The sequence below is a fragment of the Rhodoferax sp. GW821-FHT07F03 genome (assembly GCF_059418745.1).
Map to the genome: position 1 here is coordinate 20892 of NZ_JBWKQM010000009.1, position 18361 is coordinate 39252.

General features: G+C 63.1%; 19 protein-coding genes. 4 read left to right on the forward strand and 15 right to left on the reverse strand.

Features of this window, described 5'->3' with window-relative positions:
- Positions 1-59: 59 nt before the first annotated feature.
- The 7 genes from AC07R0_RS14705 to AC07R0_RS14735 form a co-directional block, all read right to left on the reverse strand.
- The gene (locus tag AC07R0_RS14705; RefSeq protein ID WP_495105379.1) at positions 60-404 is read right to left on the reverse strand and encodes a hypothetical protein; all 345 of its coding nucleotides are present in this window, start codon (positions 402-404) and stop codon (positions 60-62) included.
- Between the two features lie 363 nt (positions 405-767).
- The gene (locus AC07R0_RS14710) at positions 768-1166 is read right to left on the reverse strand and encodes a hypothetical protein (RefSeq protein ID WP_495105380.1); all 399 of its coding nucleotides are present in this window, start codon (positions 1164-1166) and stop codon (positions 768-770) included.
- Positions 1167-1267: 101 nt separating this feature from the next.
- Positions 1268-1696, reverse strand: coding sequence for a hypothetical protein (locus AC07R0_RS14715; protein WP_495105381.1), 429 nt, complete (start codon positions 1694-1696; stop codon positions 1268-1270).
- 190 nt (positions 1697-1886) lie between these two features.
- Positions 1887-2249, reverse strand: coding sequence for a hypothetical protein (locus AC07R0_RS14720; protein WP_495105382.1), 363 nt, complete (start codon positions 2247-2249; stop codon positions 1887-1889).
- 366 nt (positions 2250-2615) lie between these two features.
- The gene (locus tag AC07R0_RS14725; protein ID WP_495105383.1) at positions 2616-3125 is read right to left on the reverse strand and encodes a GNAT family N-acetyltransferase; all 510 of its coding nucleotides are present in this window, start codon (positions 3123-3125) and stop codon (positions 2616-2618) included.
- A 52-nt stretch (positions 3126-3177) separates the two neighbouring features.
- Complete coding sequence (locus AC07R0_RS14730) at positions 3178-4101, reverse strand: alpha/beta hydrolase family protein (RefSeq protein ID WP_495105384.1); 924 nt, start codon at positions 4099-4101, stop codon at positions 3178-3180.
- A complete protein-coding gene (locus tag AC07R0_RS14735) occupies positions 4094-4540 on the reverse strand; it encodes a MarR family winged helix-turn-helix transcriptional regulator (RefSeq protein WP_495105385.1) in 447 nt (148 codons plus the stop codon). The genes AC07R0_RS14730 and AC07R0_RS14735 overlap by 8 nt, the downstream gene beginning before the upstream one ends.
- 278 nt (positions 4541-4818) lie before the next feature.
- On the opposite strand from AC07R0_RS14735, the gene AC07R0_RS14740 reads away from it, so the two are divergent.
- The gene (locus AC07R0_RS14740) at positions 4819-6015 is read left to right on the forward strand and encodes a methyltransferase (RefSeq protein ID WP_495105386.1); all 1197 of its coding nucleotides are present in this window, start codon (positions 4819-4821) and stop codon (positions 6013-6015) included.
- Between the two features lie 4 nt (positions 6016-6019).
- Here the strand turns inward: AC07R0_RS14740 and AC07R0_RS14745 are convergent, their stop codons facing one another.
- Genes AC07R0_RS14745 through AC07R0_RS14765 form a run of 5 tightly spaced genes read right to left on the reverse strand, consistent with a single transcriptional unit; the run spans position 6020 to position 10097 of the window.
- Positions 6020-6772 carry a dienelactone hydrolase family protein gene (locus AC07R0_RS14745; RefSeq protein WP_495105387.1) on the reverse strand — a complete coding sequence of 251 codons (753 nt, stop codon included), beginning with the start codon at positions 6770-6772 and terminating at the stop codon, positions 6020-6022.
- A 10-nt stretch (positions 6773-6782) separates the two neighbouring features.
- Entirely contained in the window at positions 6783-8099 is a 1317-nt protein-coding gene (locus AC07R0_RS14750) for a voltage-gated chloride channel family protein (protein WP_495105388.1), read from the reverse strand.
- Positions 8100-8107: 8 nt separating this feature from the next.
- On the reverse strand, positions 8108-8815 hold the full coding sequence (locus AC07R0_RS14755; RefSeq protein ID WP_495105389.1) for an SPOR domain-containing protein: 708 nt from the start codon (positions 8813-8815) through the stop codon (positions 8108-8110).
- A 2-nt stretch (positions 8816-8817) separates the two neighbouring features.
- Positions 8818-9594, reverse strand: coding sequence for a biotin--[acetyl-CoA-carboxylase] ligase (locus AC07R0_RS14760; protein WP_495105596.1), 777 nt, complete (start codon positions 9592-9594; stop codon positions 8818-8820).
- Positions 9594-10097: an SET domain-containing protein gene (locus tag AC07R0_RS14765; RefSeq protein WP_495105390.1), complete on the reverse strand. Its 504-nt coding sequence runs from the start codon at positions 10095-10097 to the stop codon at positions 9594-9596. Before AC07R0_RS14765 ends, AC07R0_RS14760 begins: the two co-directional genes overlap by 1 nt.
- A 146-nt stretch (positions 10098-10243) precedes the next feature.
- Between AC07R0_RS14765 and AC07R0_RS14770 the strand changes: the two genes are divergently transcribed.
- Positions 10244-13186, forward strand: coding sequence for a DNA topoisomerase III (locus AC07R0_RS14770; RefSeq protein WP_495105391.1), 2943 nt, complete (start codon positions 10244-10246; stop codon positions 13184-13186).
- Positions 13187-13281: 95 nt separating this feature from the next.
- Here AC07R0_RS14770 and AC07R0_RS14775 read toward each other — a convergent pair whose 3' ends face one another.
- Positions 13282-14178, reverse strand: coding sequence for an amidohydrolase family protein (locus AC07R0_RS14775; RefSeq protein ID WP_495105392.1), 897 nt, complete (start codon positions 14176-14178; stop codon positions 13282-13284).
- The gene (locus tag AC07R0_RS14780) at positions 14175-15416 is read right to left on the reverse strand and encodes an MFS transporter (protein ID WP_495105393.1); all 1242 of its coding nucleotides are present in this window, start codon (positions 15414-15416) and stop codon (positions 14175-14177) included. The genes AC07R0_RS14775 and AC07R0_RS14780 overlap by 4 nt, the downstream gene beginning before the upstream one ends.
- A gap of 158 nt (positions 15417-15574) precedes the next feature.
- Here AC07R0_RS14780 and AC07R0_RS14785 point away from each other — a divergent pair, with 158 nt between their 5' ends.
- Together AC07R0_RS14785 and AC07R0_RS14790 are read left to right on the forward strand one after the other, a co-directional pair.
- Positions 15575-16315, forward strand: coding sequence for a GntR family transcriptional regulator (locus tag AC07R0_RS14785; protein ID WP_495105394.1), 741 nt, complete (start codon positions 15575-15577; stop codon positions 16313-16315).
- A gap of 121 nt (positions 16316-16436) precedes the next feature.
- Positions 16437-16991, forward strand: a complete 555-nt coding sequence (locus tag AC07R0_RS14790; protein WP_495105395.1) for a hypothetical protein — start codon at positions 16437-16439, stop codon at positions 16989-16991.
- A 90-nt stretch (positions 16992-17081) separates the two neighbouring features.
- Here AC07R0_RS14790 and AC07R0_RS14795 read toward each other — a convergent pair whose 3' ends face one another.
- Positions 17082-18350, reverse strand: coding sequence for an MFS transporter (locus AC07R0_RS14795; RefSeq protein WP_495105396.1), 1269 nt, complete (start codon positions 18348-18350; stop codon positions 17082-17084).
- Positions 18351-18361: the final 11 nt, after the last annotated feature.

Here is an 18361-nt window from a genome sequence, read left to right on the forward strand (position 1 = left end):
ACGTCGGCTCCTGGCCGAGTTCTGCCTCATGCTGGCAAGTCTAAGTGGTTCCAAGGTAGTCAGTGTTTCAGCGGTGCTGACCGAGCCTTGATAAGGCAGTTTTTGAGCGCGGATGCTTTTTCCGGGCTTGTCCCGCGGTCGACTGCTCTTAACCACTTGTCCAGCCCGCATCGAATGACGGCCACACCTTCTTCAGTCAGGTGCGACGACCGGAGCTCGTAACTTGACCAATCTGCAGGCACATCAAATTCAGCGCAAAGCAAACCATTCGCTGATAAAAATTGATGCAAAGTGGAGAACAGTCTCACCTCATCTTCCACTGATATCCCACTGCTGCGCCTGAAGTTTTCCCCTGCACGGATGACCAAGAAGGCCGTCAGTTTCGACTCGATGGAAGTAGTCATTGAGTGCCCAAAAAATGGTAGCCCATAGTCAAAACTGCATCTGGTTGTTCAATGTCTGGTTCTGGCCGGGAGACGACTGTTCAGAACCAGTGTTCATGCATCTGCTGGAAGAATGCGGTATCCAGCGGAACGCCAGACGCTGAGCCTACAACGGCGTCGACCCCGCATTTTGGGCACAAGGCGGTTGTTCCATCATCTGTCCACTCGGCAATCTCTGTTGCGGAGTAGCTTTCAAGGCAGTAGAAGCATCGACAAACCTCACTAGATGCGAGCTGGTCGCGGTGATTGCTGCTGAAGGCGTGGGCAGAAACTACGTTCATAGATATATTCTGGCTCAATATCCGATTTTGGCCGAATTGCGATTTAGGCACTCGCGCCGCCCACTTGTCGCCGAATTACGGTGCCAATAAGCGCGAACCAAGGTAACGCCGCTAGAAATATCTGAAAAAGCAGTGCGACTACCATTCGCCACTGGTCACGCCAAGTCACAGTGTCACGTAGAAACTGAATAAACCCCACGACAGGTAAGCTAAAAAAGAGCAGGACGTGCACCCATGCAAATTCAAAATGGTTGTTTGACACCATTAAAGTCAGTGCAAGTGCAATTCCAACAGGCCAATTCAATCCAAGTGCCCCCAGTAAAACGCGACCGTCCCAATGCTTAGGCAAAACTTCATATAGAAATTGCCAAACTGGTCCATTTGCTGGGTCGTTGGGAGGGAGGTGCATGAAAGTTAGCTCATCACATATAAAGGCGACCATGGGAGGTCATTAAGCTGTCGACGCAAAAGACCGCTTCTGGCCGTATTCCGTCTGAGGGTTTCTTCGCCAATTTTGCTTGTGCTATCGATTGGCGAACTGCTCTAACCCCATTTATTCGCGATGTAGACCAACCAAAGAAATAAGATACCAAGAACCAATCCCGCGGCCCACCAAGGAACGCTTGGGCTAGACCTTGTCAACCTCGCAGTACCCATTCTCTCAAGCCGCTGTGCTCTGCGAGCGGGAGTCATCAGCATCAGCGCACTGACCAAAATTATGGGCAACACAGCTAGAACAAGGCCGATTATGAATAGCAACCCAGCGTGCAGATAAAAACTAAACCAATGTGGTCCATTTTGGGTTGCCAGATAGGCCGCCTGACCTTTGGGATGAATCCATATCTGCTCTGCTACAAACGCATCCCAGCCCGCCAGCGTAAGAAAAAATCCACCAGGAGCAAAGATAACAACGCACAAAATAAGCCGAAAGATTCCTTTGAGGCGTAATTCAGATGCAGCCAATTTAGTCATGATGCATATTCTTCTTGCCGGTCCGCAGCGGCGCGTCTTTAAGTCGTATATTGCCGCAACTTGGGGTTGCTCAAAATTATCTTGATTCGAGACTCTTCAAGTCATACCCAAAAATATGGACAACTGGCGAGCTGGCTTGAACGTCAGCTTCTGGCCGACTGTAGCCGCTCGTTAGGAAGGGGTACGGGCGTTAGACGCTATCTGCACGGCGAAAATAGGACGCGTAGAAGTCGTTTGCGTCGTCCCAATCGTCCTCAAAAGCGTCGAGGCAATGCCTGAAGTATGGCTCTCTTCGCCAATCATTCTTGGCTATCGCCTCTCTGTGAAGCCTCTCAAAGGCCACCTTCACGTTTGTCCATCGAAGTGCGTGCATGCACACCTCCATAAATTCTGGGGGTGCGACCGCCGTCATGTCCAAGAACGTTTTTTCAAAAGCTGCTTGAAGCTCTGGGTGATTGTGAATAATCGACAGAGCTTCCGTGGTGAACTGGAGAACGTCAGGCGCGTCGAACGTCTGGTCTAGCTTTGAGCCTGCAGCCTTGGCTAGCTCCATTACCTGTTCGGGAGGTGACAACTATAGCCTTCCACTGCGAGAAAATTGAACGCCGTCATGCAAAGACCGCTTCTGGCCGAACTACGTCTTTAACGCGTGCCGTCATTTTTCTTCTTTCCTGTAATTGCCGAGCCGACTATTTCGACTACGACCGACAGGCAAAAAACAAGGCCGGCGAATTTGGAAGCCCCGGAAAAAAATAGTCCAATCGCGACAAGGAGACAAGCAATCGATAAAAGATGAATAGCTTTCAAGTTTTCCCCCAAGCTATTTAGAAAAACGCTGCCCCGCATATTAGGTTTGTTAGTGTCAATGGCTGCTTCTGGCGACGATAAAAGCCTCACAAAAACCAGCCCCACTAAAAGCTTACCGCACCCCGGGCGGCGCCGGATGCAGCCGCGCCATGGCATGCGCGTCCACGTACTGGCCATGGCGCAAGGCATAGGCGCGGTGCGTGCCTTCCAGCACAAAGCCGTGGCGTTGGTACAGGCGCTGGGCGGCGGTGTTGTCGGCGTACACGGTCAGCTCCAGGCGCAGCAGGTTCAGCCAGTTGTCGGCCAGGTCGATGGCGGCTTGCAGCAGAGCCGTGCCTACACCTTGGCCCTGCAGTTCGTCGCGCACGGCCATGCCGATGCCGGCCACGTGGGCGCGGCGCGGCTGGGGCACGGGGTGGATGCCGAGGTTGCCCACCACCTCGCCATTGACCACCGCCACCAGCATGCGGTCCAACGGGCCCATGCCGGCCAAGCGTTTCTTCCACACCTCGCGCGACTGCAGCGGGATCTGCATGGTGCCGGCGGCCGCCAGGGGCTGGGCATAGATCAGGGCAATGGCATCGTAGTCGTCTGGCTCGGCGTGGCGGATGGTGGGCTGCATGGGCAGGATTCCTGGAACGGGGAAACCCATGTTAACGGGGCGTATGGCCTGCCTAGTTGGGTGGTGCGGCGCAGGGTTCGTCGCCGCGCACCGCGCCCAGCAGCAATACCCAGAGAGCCTGATGCGATTGGCGGAACCAGTCGAGGTGGCCAATGTGTCGCAGCCCGTGGTCCTGAGGCCGCAACTGGACGGCACGGCCGGGCGCTGCGGGCAATGTCTGCAACAGGTCCTGCACGGTGAAGTGCGTGGCGATGTCATCATCCTCGGCGTAAAACAGGGTGATGGGCGTGCGTACCTGCGCGTGGAAGTCCTGCGCCGAGCCCCGCCGCACAGCATTGGTGGCGTACCCCCCGGCAGCGCACCACTGGCCCCATTGCCGGGCCACACCGGCAGGCAGGTTTTCACCCAGCCCCAGCCAGGCAGTCGGTGCATAGCCCTTGAGTAGGGTACCCAGCGGCACCAGCAGGCGCAGCCCCAGGCGGGCCTTGAGTGCGAACGCGGGCCGCATGCCGCGGAACCAACCGGTGGATGCAGCCACGCCCACCAGCCGGGCCACACGGCCATGGTTGGGCAATAGACCCAGCATCTGCCCACCCGCACTGTGGCCGACCAGCACGGCCTGCGCAGCGCCGCAACGGTCCAACAGCCATTGCAAGGCCGCCACCTGGTCAAGCTGGCCCCAATCGACCAGCTGGGCCGTGCTGGCCGACAACTCTCCGTCCAGCGACAGGCCGACGCCCCGGTAGTCAAACACCAGCACCGCATGGCCCTGCCCGGCCAGCCAATCGGCGAAGCGCCAATAAAACTGCTGGCGCACGCCAGTAGCAGAGCAGATCAGTACCGGCTGCAGCTGGTGGAGGCCCCGGGCTGCAAAAAAGTGGGCTTGGAGCCGCTGGCCGTCGGCACAGTCCAGCATGACCGGCTCGAGCGCCAACGCAGGGGTGAGGGATCGGGTGGCAGTAGGCCGGTCAGACATCTTGGACTCCCAGGGTTTGCACATGCTCCAGCCAACGTGCCACGGTTTGCAGCTCGGCGTCGGTGAAAGAGTTGGTCAGGCGGTCGTTCACGCGGCCCAGCGCCTTGCGCAGTACGGGCATTTGTGCGCTGCCCCCGGGGCACAGCCACACGCGCTGCGTGCGCGCATCGCGCTCGCAGGGCCGGCGCACCAGCCAGTCCAGCTGCTCCATGCGTTGCACCAGGCCGGACACGGCCGAGGGTGCCAAGTCCAGCCCCTGCGCCAGCTGGCCCATGGTGGCACCATCGCTGCGCGCCAGGAGGAACAGCACGCCACCTTGGGCGGGCGAGGGCACGCGCTCGCCCGCCTGGGCAGCGCGCTCCTGTTCGGCGGCCATCCACTGTTGCAGGCGGCGCTGCGCGCTGTTCAGCAGAAAAATAAGACGCGGTTTAGACGCCACAAAGACTCCAATTACTTCGCATACGAAATAATTGCATGCTACTGCAAACCTTTGTGATGCAGCCACGTCCACACTGCCGGACTGCGGCCGCCTTGCCGGCAAATGGCAAGAGATGAGGCCGCCGGCATCAAGGAAATCTATATGCCAAATTGGCCTGTAGCGCAGGTATTACTTGCGCAAGAAGCTACTGAAAACATAGCAAACTAAATTCCGCCCATGATGCACATAGGGCCAGCTGTCTGGTAAAAGACTCGGTCCCCCACAGCGTGAAAGCAAGCATGCCAACCCCCACACCCGCCACGCTGTCTTCCAGCCCCACCCTGCACTGGACCGAGAACGACCAGCCGCAGTCTGCCCATTGGCACTCCGAACGCGGCGCGCCACCACCCAAAAAGGTGGTGCTGGCCGACGACACCATGAACGCCGACACCGCGTACCACCTGGCCTGCGAAGGCACGGCACTGCTGTGGCGTGGCGACTTCCATAACGCGCGCCAACTGCTGCAGGCGATGACGCGGCGCATCGACAAAACCCCGGCCCGCAAGCAGCGCAAAGCCCCCAAGGATGCAGGCACGCTGGCCGATGCCTTCCACCTGCACCGCCAGGCCCAGGCGCAGCGCGCGCGGGTGCTGAACATGCTGCTGGTACCCATGGCGGCAGACTACAGCGTGCCGCTGCGCCGCGCCCCCAAAGTGCACGCCGCCTGCCTGGCCGCCTGGGGCCCGGCGGACGCTGCAGCGGGCCCATCGGTCATCACTCTGCGCGAGCTGCAGGGCCTGACCAGCGCGCACGAATGGCGCCGCGTGGGCATCGAAATACCGGCGCTGGGCGCGGCGCCGCTGAACCGCATCCACCCGCACTACGGCGTGTTTTCGCCGGTACGGGGCGAATACATCGACCTGGTGGCAAAGGCGCCGCTGCCTACCGATACGGCGGTGGCGTTCGACATCGGTACGGGCTCGGGCGTACTGGCGGCCGTACTGGCACGGCGCGGTGTGGCCCAGGTGGTGGCGACCGACCAGGACCCGCGCGCCCTGGCCTGCGCGCGCGCCAATCTGCTGCAGCTGGGCGTGGCGCCCACGGTGCAGGTGGTGCAAACCGATATGTTCCCCGAGGGCCAGGCCCAGCTGATCGTCTGCAACCCACCCTGGCTGCCGGCCCGGCCCGGCTCGCCCATAGAACACGCGGTGTACGACGAAGGCAGCCGCATGCTGCTGGCGTTTCTGGCCGGCTTGAAGAAGCACCTGGCGCCAGGCGGCGAGGGCTGGCTGATTATTTCCGACCTGGCCGAACACCTGGGCCTGCGCACACCCACCGAGCTGCAAGACGCATTTACCCAACACGGCCTGCAGGTGCTGGGCCGGCTGGACGCCAAGCCGCAGCACCCCAAAGCTACGGACGCCACGGCTGCACTGCATGCGGCGCGGGCCGCTGAAGTGACGACGCTGTGGCGGCTGGCGGTGCTGCCTATCTAAGCGATCAGTACAGCACGCGGCGGAACATGCTCAGCGCTAGCTGGTAGCCCAGCAGCTGCAGTTCCGCATCAAAACGCTCGCCTTCGTCGCGCATGAAGGCGTGCACGCCGTTGAACTCATGCCAGGTGAAGTTGACGCCGGTGTCGCTGAGCTTCTGGTAGACCAGGGCCCGGCCTGCGGCGGGGATGTGCGGGTCTTGCTTGCCCCAGACCATTTGCAGCTCGCCCTTGATTTCGCCGGTGCGGCCCAGGCTGTCGTTGCCCGACTGGGATGGCACCATGCCCGAATGGATGTCGGTGGCATAGAAGCACGATGTAGCGGCAATCGCCGGGTTCAGCGCCGCGCGATAGGCCAGGCCGCCACCCAGGCAGAAGCCCATGGCGCCTATGCTGCCTGCGTAGTAAGGCAGGCTGGCGGCGTAGTCGATGATGACCTGGGTATCGCTGTCGTGGGCCTCCAGGGTCTTGGCCACCTTGTCGGCATTGCCCTTGTCGCGGCCCGCGTCGTCGTAGCCCAGCACGGTACCGATGGGGTTCAGCTCATGGAACACCTCGGGCACGATGACGATGTAGCCGTGGCCGGCCATGGTCTGCGCGCTGCGGCGGATCGGGCCGGTCTGCTGGAATATCTCGGAATACAAAATGATGGCCGGGTACTGCCGGGGCTTGGCAACGCCGCCGTCCTTGGGCCGGTACACATAGCAGCGCATGGGGCCGGTGGGGGTGCTCAAATCGACTTCGTGGGCTTGGATTTGCACGGCGGGTTTCCTAGGGTTGGGGGTCGTTGGCAGCAGCCTTGCGCGCCAGGTCTTGCTGGTGGGCCGCCAGGTCGCCTAGGCGTATGTTTTCAGGTGCGGCACGTAGCTTGGCATGGCCCACGCGCTGCGCTTTGTAAATACCGCTATGCCCTGAAAAAAGATAGCTGGCTACGCAGGCCAGTGCTGCGTAAACGCCGATTTCGGCACCAAACAATTCCATGGCCATCAGGGTGGAAGCCAGCGGTGTATTCGCCGCACCGGCAAACACCGCCACAAAGCCCACGCCGGCCAGCAGAGGGAAGGGCAGCTGCAGCAGCGGCGCCAGCGCATTGCCCAGGGTGGCGCCCAGGTAGAACAGCGGGGTCACCTCGCCACCCTTGAAGCCCGTGCCCAGCGAGGCCACGGTGAAGGCGAACTTGCCCAAGTAGTCCGCAATGGCCAGCGGGTGCTGGAAGGCATCCACGATGGTGGGGATGCCCAGGCCGATGTAGCGGTCTGCGCCCAGCCAGAACCAGGCCACGGTAGCCACCACCACGCCGCCCAGGAAGGGGCGCAAGGGGCTATAGGCGATGTGCTTTTTCATGAAAGCACCCAGGGCATGGGTGGCATCGGCAAACAGCTTGCCGGTCAGGCCGAACAGGCAGCCCGCCAGCACCATGGCCAGCAGCGGCCAGGCGGCCACGGGCGGCACCTGCGGCACGACGTAGTGGGTATGGTGCACGCCCCACAGCAGGCCCACCTGGTCGGCCACGATGGCGGCCACCAGACAGGGCAGCAGGGCGTTGAAACGCATGCGGCCCAGGGCCAGCACCTCCAGCCCGAAAATCGCGCCGGCCAGCGGCGTGCCGAACACCGAGGCAAAGCCTGCGCTGATGCCGGCCATCAGTACCATGCGGCGGTCTTCGGCGTGTAGACGGAACAGGCGGGTGAGCTGGTCGGCCAGGGCGCCGCCCATTTGCACCGCCGTGCCCTCGCGCCCTACGGAGGCGCCGAACAGGTGCGACACCACGGTGCCGAACAGCACCAGCGGCGCCATGCGCAACGGGATGGTCGCCTTCGGGTCGTGGATCTCGTCAATCAGCAGGTTGTTACCCGCCTCCACACGCTGGCCAAAGCGCAGGTACAGCCAGCCGACGCCAAAGCCGGCGAACGGCAGCAGCAGCAACAGCCAGCGGTGGGCGATGCGGGTTTGCGTGGCCCATTCCAGAGCAAACAAAAAGAAGGCAGACGCACTGCCCGCCAGCACCGCCACCAGCGTGGCCAGGCCGATCCACTTAGCCAGGTAGATCAGCACGTCCACGGCCTCGGGGCGTTGTAGCGAGGGCATCGATAGACTTAGTTGGCCGGGCAGGCGCGTAGCGGCTTGCCCGCCAACGCGGTCTTCAGGCCGTCGAGCTGGGTCTTCAGCGCCGCGTCCACCGCCGGCAGGCGCAGCTGCAGGCCGTGCTGCTCGGGCCGCTCGACCACCACCTTGGCGGTGCGCACGCCGCGCTGGGCCAGGTCGCCCAGGGATTTATTGGCTGCCGCCTCGTTGTCGAAACGGCCCAACAGAATGCCGGGTTCCAGTGATGCGGGTGCGGCCTCGTATTTGACGTGCAGGCCGCGCAGCTCGGCCTTTTTGCGGTCGGTGAACTCGGCCGTCTGGTAGCGGCCCATATAGACGATCCATCGGCCTGGATCGGTGGCTTCATCCAGTGTCCAGGAACCCGCTGGCAGGGCTGCCAAGGCATCGCTCAACTGCTTGCCACGTGCTGCGTCAAACAGGCCAGCCACCAAGCATTCGGTGGGCTCGTTCGCCGCTATGGCCGGGGCCGAAGCCGGCGCGCTGGCAGCAGAGGCCGCAGCTGCGGCTGCCGCCACGGCCTCGGGCGTCAGCACCACCAGCATCTCGGGGTGGATCTGCTGCTGCAGGCGTTGCGGCTCGGACTGCTGCTCCGGCGCCAGGCCATAGGCGGCCAGCAAGCCATGCGACCAGGCAAAAAACAGGGCGTTGGCCAGCACCAGGGACAGCAGCAACGCGCGCAGCATGGTCTTGCTTCCCATGGTCATGCTCCGGTCGATCCAGGTGTTGCCGGCGCAGCGGGGCGCACGCTGACCTCGGAACTGGTCACGGTCTGCATGCCCGCAGGGGTTTGCAGCAGCAGGCCGCCCTGCGCATCTACACCGCGCGCCATGCCCACGGTGCCGTTGCTCAGGGTCACCGCGTTACCGCACAGCAGGTCACGCCGGGCAAAGCCGGGCAGGAAGGGCGCCAAACCGGCCAATTGAAAGGCCGCCAAGGCCTGCAGCAGCGGCGGCGCCACGCGCAACAGGGCTTCCCCCGCATCCACGTCGGGCAGCAGCTCCTGCAGGCAGGCGGGCGGGGTGGACAGGCCCTCGGATGGACGCGGCGCGATATTGATGCCCACGCCCACCACCACCGAGCGCTGGTCGCCGGCACCGGCGGTTTCGATCAGCACGCCAGCCAGCTTGCGCCCCTGCAACCACAGGTCGTTGGGCCACTTGAGCTGGATGTCCGGGTGCAGACTCTCGGCCACGCTCACGCCCACGGCCAGCGACAGGCCAGCCCAATCCGCCGGCGCCAGCGGCAGGGAGACAGAGAAAGTCAGCGAATCGCCCACCTGGCTGTGCCAGTCACGGCCCAGGCGGCCCCGGCCGGCAGTTTGCTGCTCGGCCACCAGCAAGGTGGGCTCGCAGCGGCCAGCGCGCACGCGGCGCATCAGCTCGCTGTTGGTGGAGGCTATCTGCGGCAGCACCTCGACCGTGAAGTCCGGCCACTGCGGCGACACCGCCTCCCAGATCGCCTCGGCGGGCCAGCGCATCACTTGTGCAGCCTGCTCAGGCGGCGTTTAGGAGCCAACAGCGTGCCGCGGCAGTTGGGGGCACCGCACCAGCAGGGGTATTCGGCCTTGAGCTTGGGGGTGTAGCGCTCTTCCAGCATCAGGCCGTAGTCGTAGTTCAGCTCTTCGCCGGCGGCAATGTCGCGCAGGGCGATGATGAAAATGCGGCCGTCTTGCTCATCGGTTTCGCAGTTCGGCTCGCAGGCGTGGTTGATCCAGCGTGAGGAATTGCCGCCGTAGTTGGCGTCGATCACCCGGTCTGCGTCCACATGGAAGTAGAAGGTGTGGTTGGGCTGGCTGGGGTCGTGCGGATGCCGGTCCTGGGCTTCCTGCCAGGTGATGATTTCACCGACGTACTCGGCCACTACATCGCCGGCGGCGATGTCCTGCAGCGCAAAAACGCCCTTGCCATGCACGCCGGAACGGCGAACCTGGATGCGACGGCCTGGATTTCTAGCGGCTTTCGGTCGGGTTTTGGAAGTCACGGCAAAACTCTGTTAACTTAAATAAGGAGCCCATCCGCGAATTTGTGCGCGAAATGGGACAAAGCCGGATTGTAGAAGTGGCCCCACCCCGGTTGACGCCGCTCAGACAAAGTCCGCACAAATTCAAAAATTGGCAAAGTGAAGTTATGACAAAAACCCTGGTGATTGCCGAAAAACCCTCGGTGGCGCAAGACATCGTGCGTGCGCTCACACCGACCGCTGGCAAATTCGAGAAGTTCGACGAGTATTTCGAGAGCGAAAAATACGTGGTGACCAGCGCGGTCGGCCACTTGGTGGAGATCCAGGCGCCGGAGGAATTCGACGTCAAGCGCGGCAAATGGAGTTTTGCGCATCTGCCGGTAATTCCACCGTATTTCGACTTAAAACCCGTCGATAAAACAAAAACTCGCCTCAACGCCGTGGTCAAGCAGGCCAAGCGCAAAGATGTGACCGACATCATCAACGCCTGTGACGCGGGCCGCGAGGGTGAGCTGATCTTCCGCCTGATCGAGCAGTACGCCGGCGGCTCCAAGCCCCTGGCCAAGCCGGTGCGCCGGCTCTGGCTGCAGTCCATGACCCCACAGGCGATACGCGACGGCTTCAGCGCGCTGCGCAGCGAATCGCAGATGCAAGGCCTGGCCGACGCGGCCCGTTCGCGCTCCGAGGCCGATTGGCTGGTGGGCATCAACGGCACGCGGGCCATGACCGCCTTCAACTCGCGCGACGGTGGCTTCTTCCTGACCACGGTAGGCCGGGTGCAGACGCCTACGCTGTCGGTGGTGGTGGAGCGCGAAGAAAAAATCCGCAAATTCGTCAGCCGCGACTACTGGGAAATCCACGGCAGCTTCGACGCCGAAGCCGGCAACTACCCCGGCAAATGGTTCAACCCCGATTGGAAAAAGCCGCCGCCCGGCCCGGACGGCCAGCCCGACGCCGAGCAGCGCGCCGACCGCGTCTGGAACGCAGCCGAGGCGCAAGCCATTGCCAACGCCGCCCGCGGCAAGCCCGCCACGGTGACGGAAGAAAGCAAACCCACCACGCAGGCCAGTCCCGCGCTGTTCGACCTGACATCGCTGCAACGCGAGGCCAATAGCCGCTTCGGCTTCAGCGCCAAGACCACGCTGGCCCTAGCCCAAAGCCTGTACGAACGCCACAAGGCGCTGACCTACCCGCGTACCGATTCGCGCGCCCTGCCCGAAGACTACCTGCCGGTGGTCAAAGAAACCATGGGCATGCTGGCCAATAGCGGCATGAAGCACCTGGCACCCTTCGCCAAGCAAGCGGTGGACGGCAACTACGTGAAGCCCACCAAGCGCGTGTTCGACAACGCCAAGGTCAGCGATCACTTTGCGATCATCCCCACGCTGCAAGCACCGAGCGGCCTGAGCGAAGCCGAGCAGCGTCTCTACGACTTCGTGGTGCGCCGCTTCTTGTCAGTGTTCTTCCCCAGCGCCGAATACCAAGTCACCACCCGCGTCAGCACGGTGGCGACTGAGGGCAAGAAATACGCCTTCCGCAGCGACGGCAAGGTGCTGGTCAAGCCAGGCTGGCTGGCCATCTACGGCAAGGAAGCCGTCAGCGACGACGATGAAAAAGACGGCAAGAACCTGGTGCTGGTGAAGCCGGGCGAAGTGGTGCAGACCGCCTCGGCCGACCCCAAGGCGCTGAAGACCCGGCCACCCGCCCGCTATTCCGAAGCCACGCTGCTGGGCGCCATGGAAGGCGCCGGCAAGACGATTGACGACGACGAGCTGCGCGAAGCCATGCAGGAGAAGGGCCTGGGAACGCCAGCCACGCGCTCCAGCATCATCGAAGGCCTGATCGCCGAAAAATACATGCTGCGCGAAGGCCGCGAGCTGATCCCCACGGCCAAGGCCTTCCAGCTGATGACGCTGTTGCGCGGCCTGGACGTGGAAGAGCTTTGCCACGCCGAGCTCACCGGCGAATGGGAATACAAGCTGTCGCAAATGGAGCGGGGCCTGATCAGCCGCGCCACCTTCATGGCCGAGATCGCCGCCATGACCGAGCGCCTGGTGAAAAAGGCCAAGGAATACGACCGCGACACCATCCCCGGCGACTACGCCACCTTGTCCGCGCCCTGTCCGAACTGCGGCGGCGTGGTCAAGGAAAACTACCGCCGCTACACCTGTACCGGTGCCGATGGCCACGGCGAAGGCTGCGGTTTCTCGTTCGGCAAATCGCCCGCAGGCCGCACTTTCGAACCGGCCGAAGTCGAACAATTCATGCGCGACCGCCGCATTGGCCCGCTGGACGGCTTCCGTTCCAAAGCCGGCTGGCCGTTCACCGCCGAAATGCTCATCAAGTTTGATGAAGAAACCAAGAACTACAAATTGGAGTTCGACTTCGGCGACGACAAGGCCGGCGAGGAAACCGGCGAGCTGGTGGACTTCAGCGCCGCAGCCAACCTGGGCAACTGCCCCAAATGCGGCAGCCCGGTGCACGAGCACGGTGCCAACTATGTGTGCGAAAAGAGCGTGCCCACCCAGGCCCACCCCACGCCCAGCTGCGACTTCAAGAGCGGCAAGATCATCCTGCAGCAAACGGTGGAGCCCGAGCAGATGCACAAGCTGCTGACCACCGGCAAGACCGATCTGCTGGATAAGTTCGTCTCCATGCGCACGCGCCGCAACTTCAAGGCCTTCCTGGCCTGGGACGCGGAGGCCGGCAAGGTGAACTTCGAGTTCGCACCCAGCAAGTTCCCGCCTAGACCAGGTGCAGCTGGTGCAGCCGCCAAATCGGCGGCGGCGAAAAAAGCCGCGCCGGCCAAGAAGGCAGCGCCCGCTAAAAAGGCCACTGCCAAGAAAACCACGGCCGCCAAAACCCCGCGCAAGACCCCCACCACCGGCGGCCTGACGCCCAGCCCGGCACTGGCTGCGGTAGTGGGTAGCGAAGCCGCTTCGCGCCCGCAAATGGTCAAGAAGATGTGGGACTACATCAAGGCCAACAACCTGCAGGACGCGACCAACAAGCGCAACATCAACGCCGATGCGCTGCTGGAGCCGGTGTTCGGCAAGCCGCAGGTCAGCATGTTCGAGCTGACCGGGCTGATCGGCAAGCACCTGAGCTAGTTGGACACGGGCCAGCGCCCGTTTTCAATCCGCTATTGAATTAATAGCTGCTACCGCAGGTAATGCCTGCGCTAGCAGCTGTTTTTCTTTGTAAGTCAAAAACCGAACAGGGCGGCCGGCGTAGCGGCCAGCACCTGCTGCCGGTCCGCCGCCAGCGGCAGCCAGTGGTTCAGCGCTTCGCGCTCGGCGCTGTAGGTAGTTGTCGATTCGAACAGGGTATGCGGCCAGTCACTGCCCCACAGCAAGCGGTCCAGCCCGAAGGCCGATTGCAACAGCGGCACCGCACGCAGGGCCGTGGCCTCGCCAGCGCCCTGGCTGCCATTGCGGTAGGCGCCCGACAATTTCACCCACACCTGGCGGCTGCGCCCGCGCTCCAGCAGGTACTGGAAGCCGGGGTCGTCCACGCCCAGCTTGGGGTCGGGCCGGCCGAAATGGTCCACCACCACCAGCACACCCGCATCCAGCAGCGGATCGACCACTCCTTGCAGCGCGCCCGCGCTTTGGTGCACCTCCACCTGCCAGCCCAGCCGGCGCACCTGGCTGAGCAGCCCGGCCCAGGGCGCGCCGCGCAGGTCAGGGTTGGGCAGACCCACCAGATTCAAGCGTATGCCGACGATACCGGCCTGGGCCAGGCGGTCCAGCTCGGCCGCGTCCACCGTGGGATCGACCACGGCAATGCCGCGCAAACGCTGTGGCTGCTGCCTCAGGCAGTCCACCAAATAGCGGTTGTCGGTGCCCAGAAAACTGGGCTGCACCAGCACGCCGTGGCTCATGCCGTGGCTGTCCAGCTGCTGCAGATACGCACTCAGGGGCGCGTCATAGCCGCTGGGGGCCCGCCGCCTGTCCGGCATGGGCAAACCGCGGTGGAACACATGGGCGTGGCAGTCTATGGCTTGCACTGGGGAGTGGGACATAAGGTGGGAGCAGGCGGCCAGAGGTGTGACGGCCGTCAGACCCAACACCGTGGTGTTGAAGTCTCTACGCGAGTTCATGCAGCTTGCATTGTCAGCGCACGGCCGCGGGTTTCAGGCAGGCACAACACCGTCACCATGGCCAACCCGTAGGCAATGGCGGCGTCGATACCGATGGCTTCGCCCAGGGGCATAGACTGGCTCATATAGCCTACCAGGAAGGGGAAGATGGCGGACGCAATGCGGCCAAAGTTGTAGCAAAAGCCCACGCCAGCACCGCGCATGTCGGCCGGGTACAACTCGTTGAACAGCGAGCCCAGGCTGGCCGGAATGCCCGCCGCAAAAAAGCCCAGCGGAAAGCCCAGCACCAGCATGGCCGCGTCGCTCAGGGGCAGGTACACATAGGCCAGCACCGTGACGATGCAGCAGGCGGCAAACAGCGCGACATTGCGGCGCCGGCCGATGCGGTCAATCAGCTGCGCACTGGCCATGCAGCCGCACCAGAAGGCGATGATCACCACCGCCAGGTTACCGCCGGTGCTGAGCACAGACAGATGCCGCTCCTTGGACAGATAGGTGGGCAGCCAGGTCATGATGGCGTAGTAGCCACCGTGCGCGCCGGTGCCCAGAATGGCGCCCAGCAGCGTGGTCTTGAGCACGTCCGGCCGGAATATCTTGGCCAGGTTGAACCAGATGCCACCCACGTCGGCACCGGCCACTGCTGCGGCGCGCACGGGCTCCTTCAGGCTGCGGCGGATGTAGACCACCAGCAGGGCTGGCAACAGCCCCACGGCAAACATCACGCGCCAGGCCATGTCCGGCGGCAACCACGAGAAGGCAACTGTGAACAGCAACACGGCCGCGCCCCAGCCCACGGCCCAGGCACTTTGCACGGCGCCCATGGCCTTGCCACGGTTTTCCGCACGAATGGTCTCGGCCATCAGCACCGCACCGGCCGCCCATTCGCCGCCAAAGCCAAAACCCTGGAACGCCTTGAGCACCAGCAGCTGCGGAAAGGTCTGGGCAAAGGCGCACAAGAAGGTGAAGCCCGCGAACCAGACGATGGTCCATTTCAACGTGCGGATACGGCCAAAGCGGTCCGACAGCGCACCGGCCACCCAGCCGCCCAGCGCCGAAGACACCAGCGTGACGCTGCTGATCAGCCCGGCCTGGCCCTTATCGATGCCAAAGGCCGCAATGATGGCCGGAATGGCCAGGGTGAACATCTGCACATCCAGTGCGTCCAGCCCCCAGCCGGCAAAGCAGGCCCAGAAGGTTTTACGCTCAGTGGGCGTTCCTTGTTTGTACCAAGTAAACATAAATCTCCTTCAGGCCTTGTTATATAAACATATAGATGACTGTATGAATTTTAGAAGCCAGGCCAATATTCGAAAGCAGTAGAAACCCTAGGTAGCCCCGCATGCCGGTGCGCAGCCGCAGACTGGTACAGTCGAAATTCCTTTGAACATCTACATGAGTGCACGCCAGTTGCAAACCCCCTATGGACGACCGTCTGCCCCGCTACCAGCAAATCCGTGACGACCTGGCGCGCCGCATTGCCGCGTCGGAATGGCTGCCGGAGCAGGCGATCCCGACCGAGGCCGAGCTGACCGACAGCTACGCGGTATCCACCGGCACGCTGCGCAAGGCCATCGACCTGCTGGTGGCCGAAGGCGCGCTGACACGCAGCCAGGGCAAGGGCACCTTCATACGCCGGCCTCGCTTCGACTCCTCGCTGTTCCGCTTCTTCCGTTTCAAAAGCCGCAGCGGCGAAGCGGTAAAGCCCCGTGCCCGCGTGCTGAGCCGGGAACTGGCCCAGCCCGATACCGAGGTACGCAGCGCCCTGCGCCTGGACCCGGTGCAGAGCGCCATCCATTTGTCGCGCCTACGCCTGATCGACAACGAACCTGTGCTGGCCGAAGACATCTGGCTGCCACGCGACGGCTTCCAGGCGATCGAGACCCTGCAACTCGACGCGTTCGAAGACCTGCTGTATCCGCTGTATGAAAAAGAGTGCCGGCAGGTCGTGGCCTCGGCCACCGAAACGCTACGCGTGGAATCGGCCAGCGCTGCACTGGCGGCGCTGCTCAAGGTAGCAGTCGCCAGCCCGCTGATACGCGTGCACCGCGTGGCTTTCGACTTTGCCGGGCGGCCCATCGAATGGCGCAGCACCTGGGGTGCGGCTGACGGTTTCGAGTACCAGATCGACATCCGCTGACAAGCGCGCGCCCCATCCTCCAGATGGCGGACAGCCCTGGTACAAAGCCGCTTCCGCCAAGCCAATAGCAGGCGCATAGTGGCGGCGGTCGGCGCCCCGGGTGCCGCTACTCGGAGGTTCTATGCCCTGCATATTCCGCAGCCCTCGCCTGTGCGCTATTGCCGCACTTGTTCTGGTTCCTCTAGCCCAGGCCCAGACCGCACCTCCACCCTGGGTGCCGCCGGCCACCTGGCTGCTGTATTTCATACCGCTGCTGGCGCTGTTCGGCGCGGTGGTGGCCATATGCGTGATACGCGCGGCGCTGAAGCAATCGGTCGGCTGGTCGCTGGCCGACGCCCTGTCCGAGGAAGTGGATTTGCCGGTCTATACCGAGGTGAAGGATGCCGCCGGCAACACCACCCGCAGCCTGCAGCTGGGCCCGGATGGCAAGCCCCTGCTGGCGGCCCAGATGCGCGCCAGCAGCAGCCGCGTGATCGCACTGATGGGCATGGTGGCGATCCTGTTTCTGTTCATCGGCTTTGGCGCGCTGGCCCTGTTCTCGCTGGGCCGTACCGGCCAGGTGCCGGACAGCCTGGAGCGGGTAGTGAACTTTCTGGTCTCGGGCATGACCCTGTTCGCGCCCTACGTAGTCAACAAATTTGCTTCGCTGTTCCAAAGCCTGCCGCGGGGTAAATAAGCAGGTTCAGCCACACAGAAAGTCCACCAACACGCGCACCCGCATCTCCAGCGGCTGGCCGTCGCGCTGGAACAGCTATGAAAAAAGCCGCTAGCTGGCCTGGGCCAAGCTTGGGGCTGCCGTGCCGCGCAACTGCAGGCCCTGGTGCACCCGCCATGCCAGGAAAGCCGCCGTCAACGTGGAGCCGACCACCACATAGCCGATCACGCCGTAGTTCTGCAGCTTGCCATCCGCGCCAAACGACACGATGTGCCCGGCCACCAGCGATGCCAGCCCGCCAGCCAGCTGTTGGATGGCGGCACTGATGGCGTTGTAGGCGCCACGCTGGGTCGCCTCCGGCACCATGCTGGACATGGCCTGGAACGGAATCAGGCGCGAGAAGATACCGACAAACAGCACCACGTTGACCAGCACCAGCAGCCAGAAGGGCACAGCGGCTAGGTGGGTATAGACCAGCACCATGGCAATGGTCAAAGCGCTGCCCACGAAAAACACCGGCAGCTTGCCCCAGGTATCCGCCGCCCGGCCGACCAGCGGGCCAACAAAGATGGTGAACGCGCCGGTGATCAGGTAAATCGTAGGCAAACGCTCCATGGCGATACCCACGTTGTTCACGATGAACGCGCTGCTGAACGGCATCAGCATGTAGCCGCCGGTGGTCAGTAGCGCGGTGGTGGCAAAAGCCATCAGATAGCGCGGCTCGACCACGGTATGCCACAGGTGCATGAACGCGCTTTTCTCCTGCGGGATGCGCAGGTGGTCGGCCACCGGCTTCATGCCCAGGACGATGACCAGTCCACCGAGGCCCCCGACCACCACCATCGCCAGAAACGGGGCGTGCCAATTCCAGCGGTTAGCCAGGTACAGGCCCACAGGCAGGCCCAACACCTGGCTGGCGGCAAAGGCCGTCTGGATCACGCCCATGACGCGGCCGCGCTGCTGCGGGGCAAACAGGTCGGCCGCAATGGCCATCACCACCGAACCGATGACGCCGCCAAAAATGCCCGTCACCACACGCGCCAGCAGCAGCATTTCATAGTTCGGCGCCAGCCCGCACCACAGCGTGGCCAGCACAAAGCCGGTATAGAAAAACAGCAGCAGTTTCTTGCGGTCGAAGCGGTCCGCGAAGCCCGCCGTCAGCAGGCCCGACAGGCCGGCGCTGAAGGCGTAAGCCGACACGACCATGCCGAACTGGCGCGTGCTGATCTGCAGTGCGGGCATGATCAGCGCACCCAGTGGCGACATGATCATGAAGTCCAGAATCACGGCGAATTGCAACGCCGCCAGCAGGCCCGCCACAAAGGTCTGGTAGCGGGTGAACTTGGCCGGCGCGGCCTTGTGGGAGGTGGTGGATGTCATGCGATGGGCCA

Bases quoted from the DNA above. Each gene is read 5' to 3' on its own strand.
- AC07R0_RS14705 (WP_495105379.1), bottom strand. From the start codon at position 404: ATGACTACTTCCATCGAGTCGAAACTGACGGCCTTCTTGGTCATCCGT.
- AC07R0_RS14710 (WP_495105380.1), bottom strand. From the start codon at position 1,166: ATGGTCGCCTTTATATGTGATGAGCTAACTTTCATGCACCTCCCTCCC.
- AC07R0_RS14715 (WP_495105381.1), bottom strand. From the start codon at position 1,696: ATGACTAAATTGGCTGCATCTGAATTACGCCTCAAAGGAATCTTTCGG.
- AC07R0_RS14720 (WP_495105382.1), bottom strand. From the start codon at position 2,249: ATGGAGCTAGCCAAGGCTGCAGGCTCAAAGCTAGACCAGACGTTCGAC.
- AC07R0_RS14725 (WP_495105383.1), bottom strand. From the start codon at position 3,125: ATGCAGCCCACCATCCGCCACGCCGAGCCAGACGACTACGATGCCATT.
- AC07R0_RS14730 (WP_495105384.1), bottom strand. From the start codon at position 4,101: ATGTCTGACCGGCCTACTGCCACCCGATCCCTCACCCCTGCGTTGGCG.
- AC07R0_RS14740 (WP_495105386.1), top strand. From the start codon at position 4,819: ATGCCAACCCCCACACCCGCCACGCTGTCTTCCAGCCCCACCCTGCAC.
- AC07R0_RS14750 (WP_495105388.1), bottom strand. From the start codon at position 8,099: ATGCCCTCGCTACAACGCCCCGAGGCCGTGGACGTGCTGATCTACCTG.
- AC07R0_RS14755 (WP_495105389.1), bottom strand. From the start codon at position 8,815: ATGGGAAGCAAGACCATGCTGCGCGCGTTGCTGCTGTCCCTGGTGCTG.
- AC07R0_RS14760 (WP_495105596.1), bottom strand. From the start codon at position 9,594: ATGCGCTGGCCCGCCGAGGCGATCTGGGAGGCGGTGTCGCCGCAGTGG.
- AC07R0_RS14770 (WP_495105391.1), top strand. From the start codon at position 10,244: ATGACAAAAACCCTGGTGATTGCCGAAAAACCCTCGGTGGCGCAAGAC.
- AC07R0_RS14775 (WP_495105392.1), bottom strand. From the start codon at position 14,178: ATGAACTCGCGTAGAGACTTCAACACCACGGTGTTGGGTCTGACGGCC.
- AC07R0_RS14780 (WP_495105393.1), bottom strand. From the start codon at position 15,416: ATGTTTACTTGGTACAAACAAGGAACGCCCACTGAGCGTAAAACCTTC.
- AC07R0_RS14790 (WP_495105395.1), top strand. From the start codon at position 16,437: ATGCCCTGCATATTCCGCAGCCCTCGCCTGTGCGCTATTGCCGCACTT.
- AC07R0_RS14795 (WP_495105396.1), bottom strand. From the start codon at position 18,350: ATGACATCCACCACCTCCCACAAGGCCGCGCCGGCCAAGTTCACCCGC.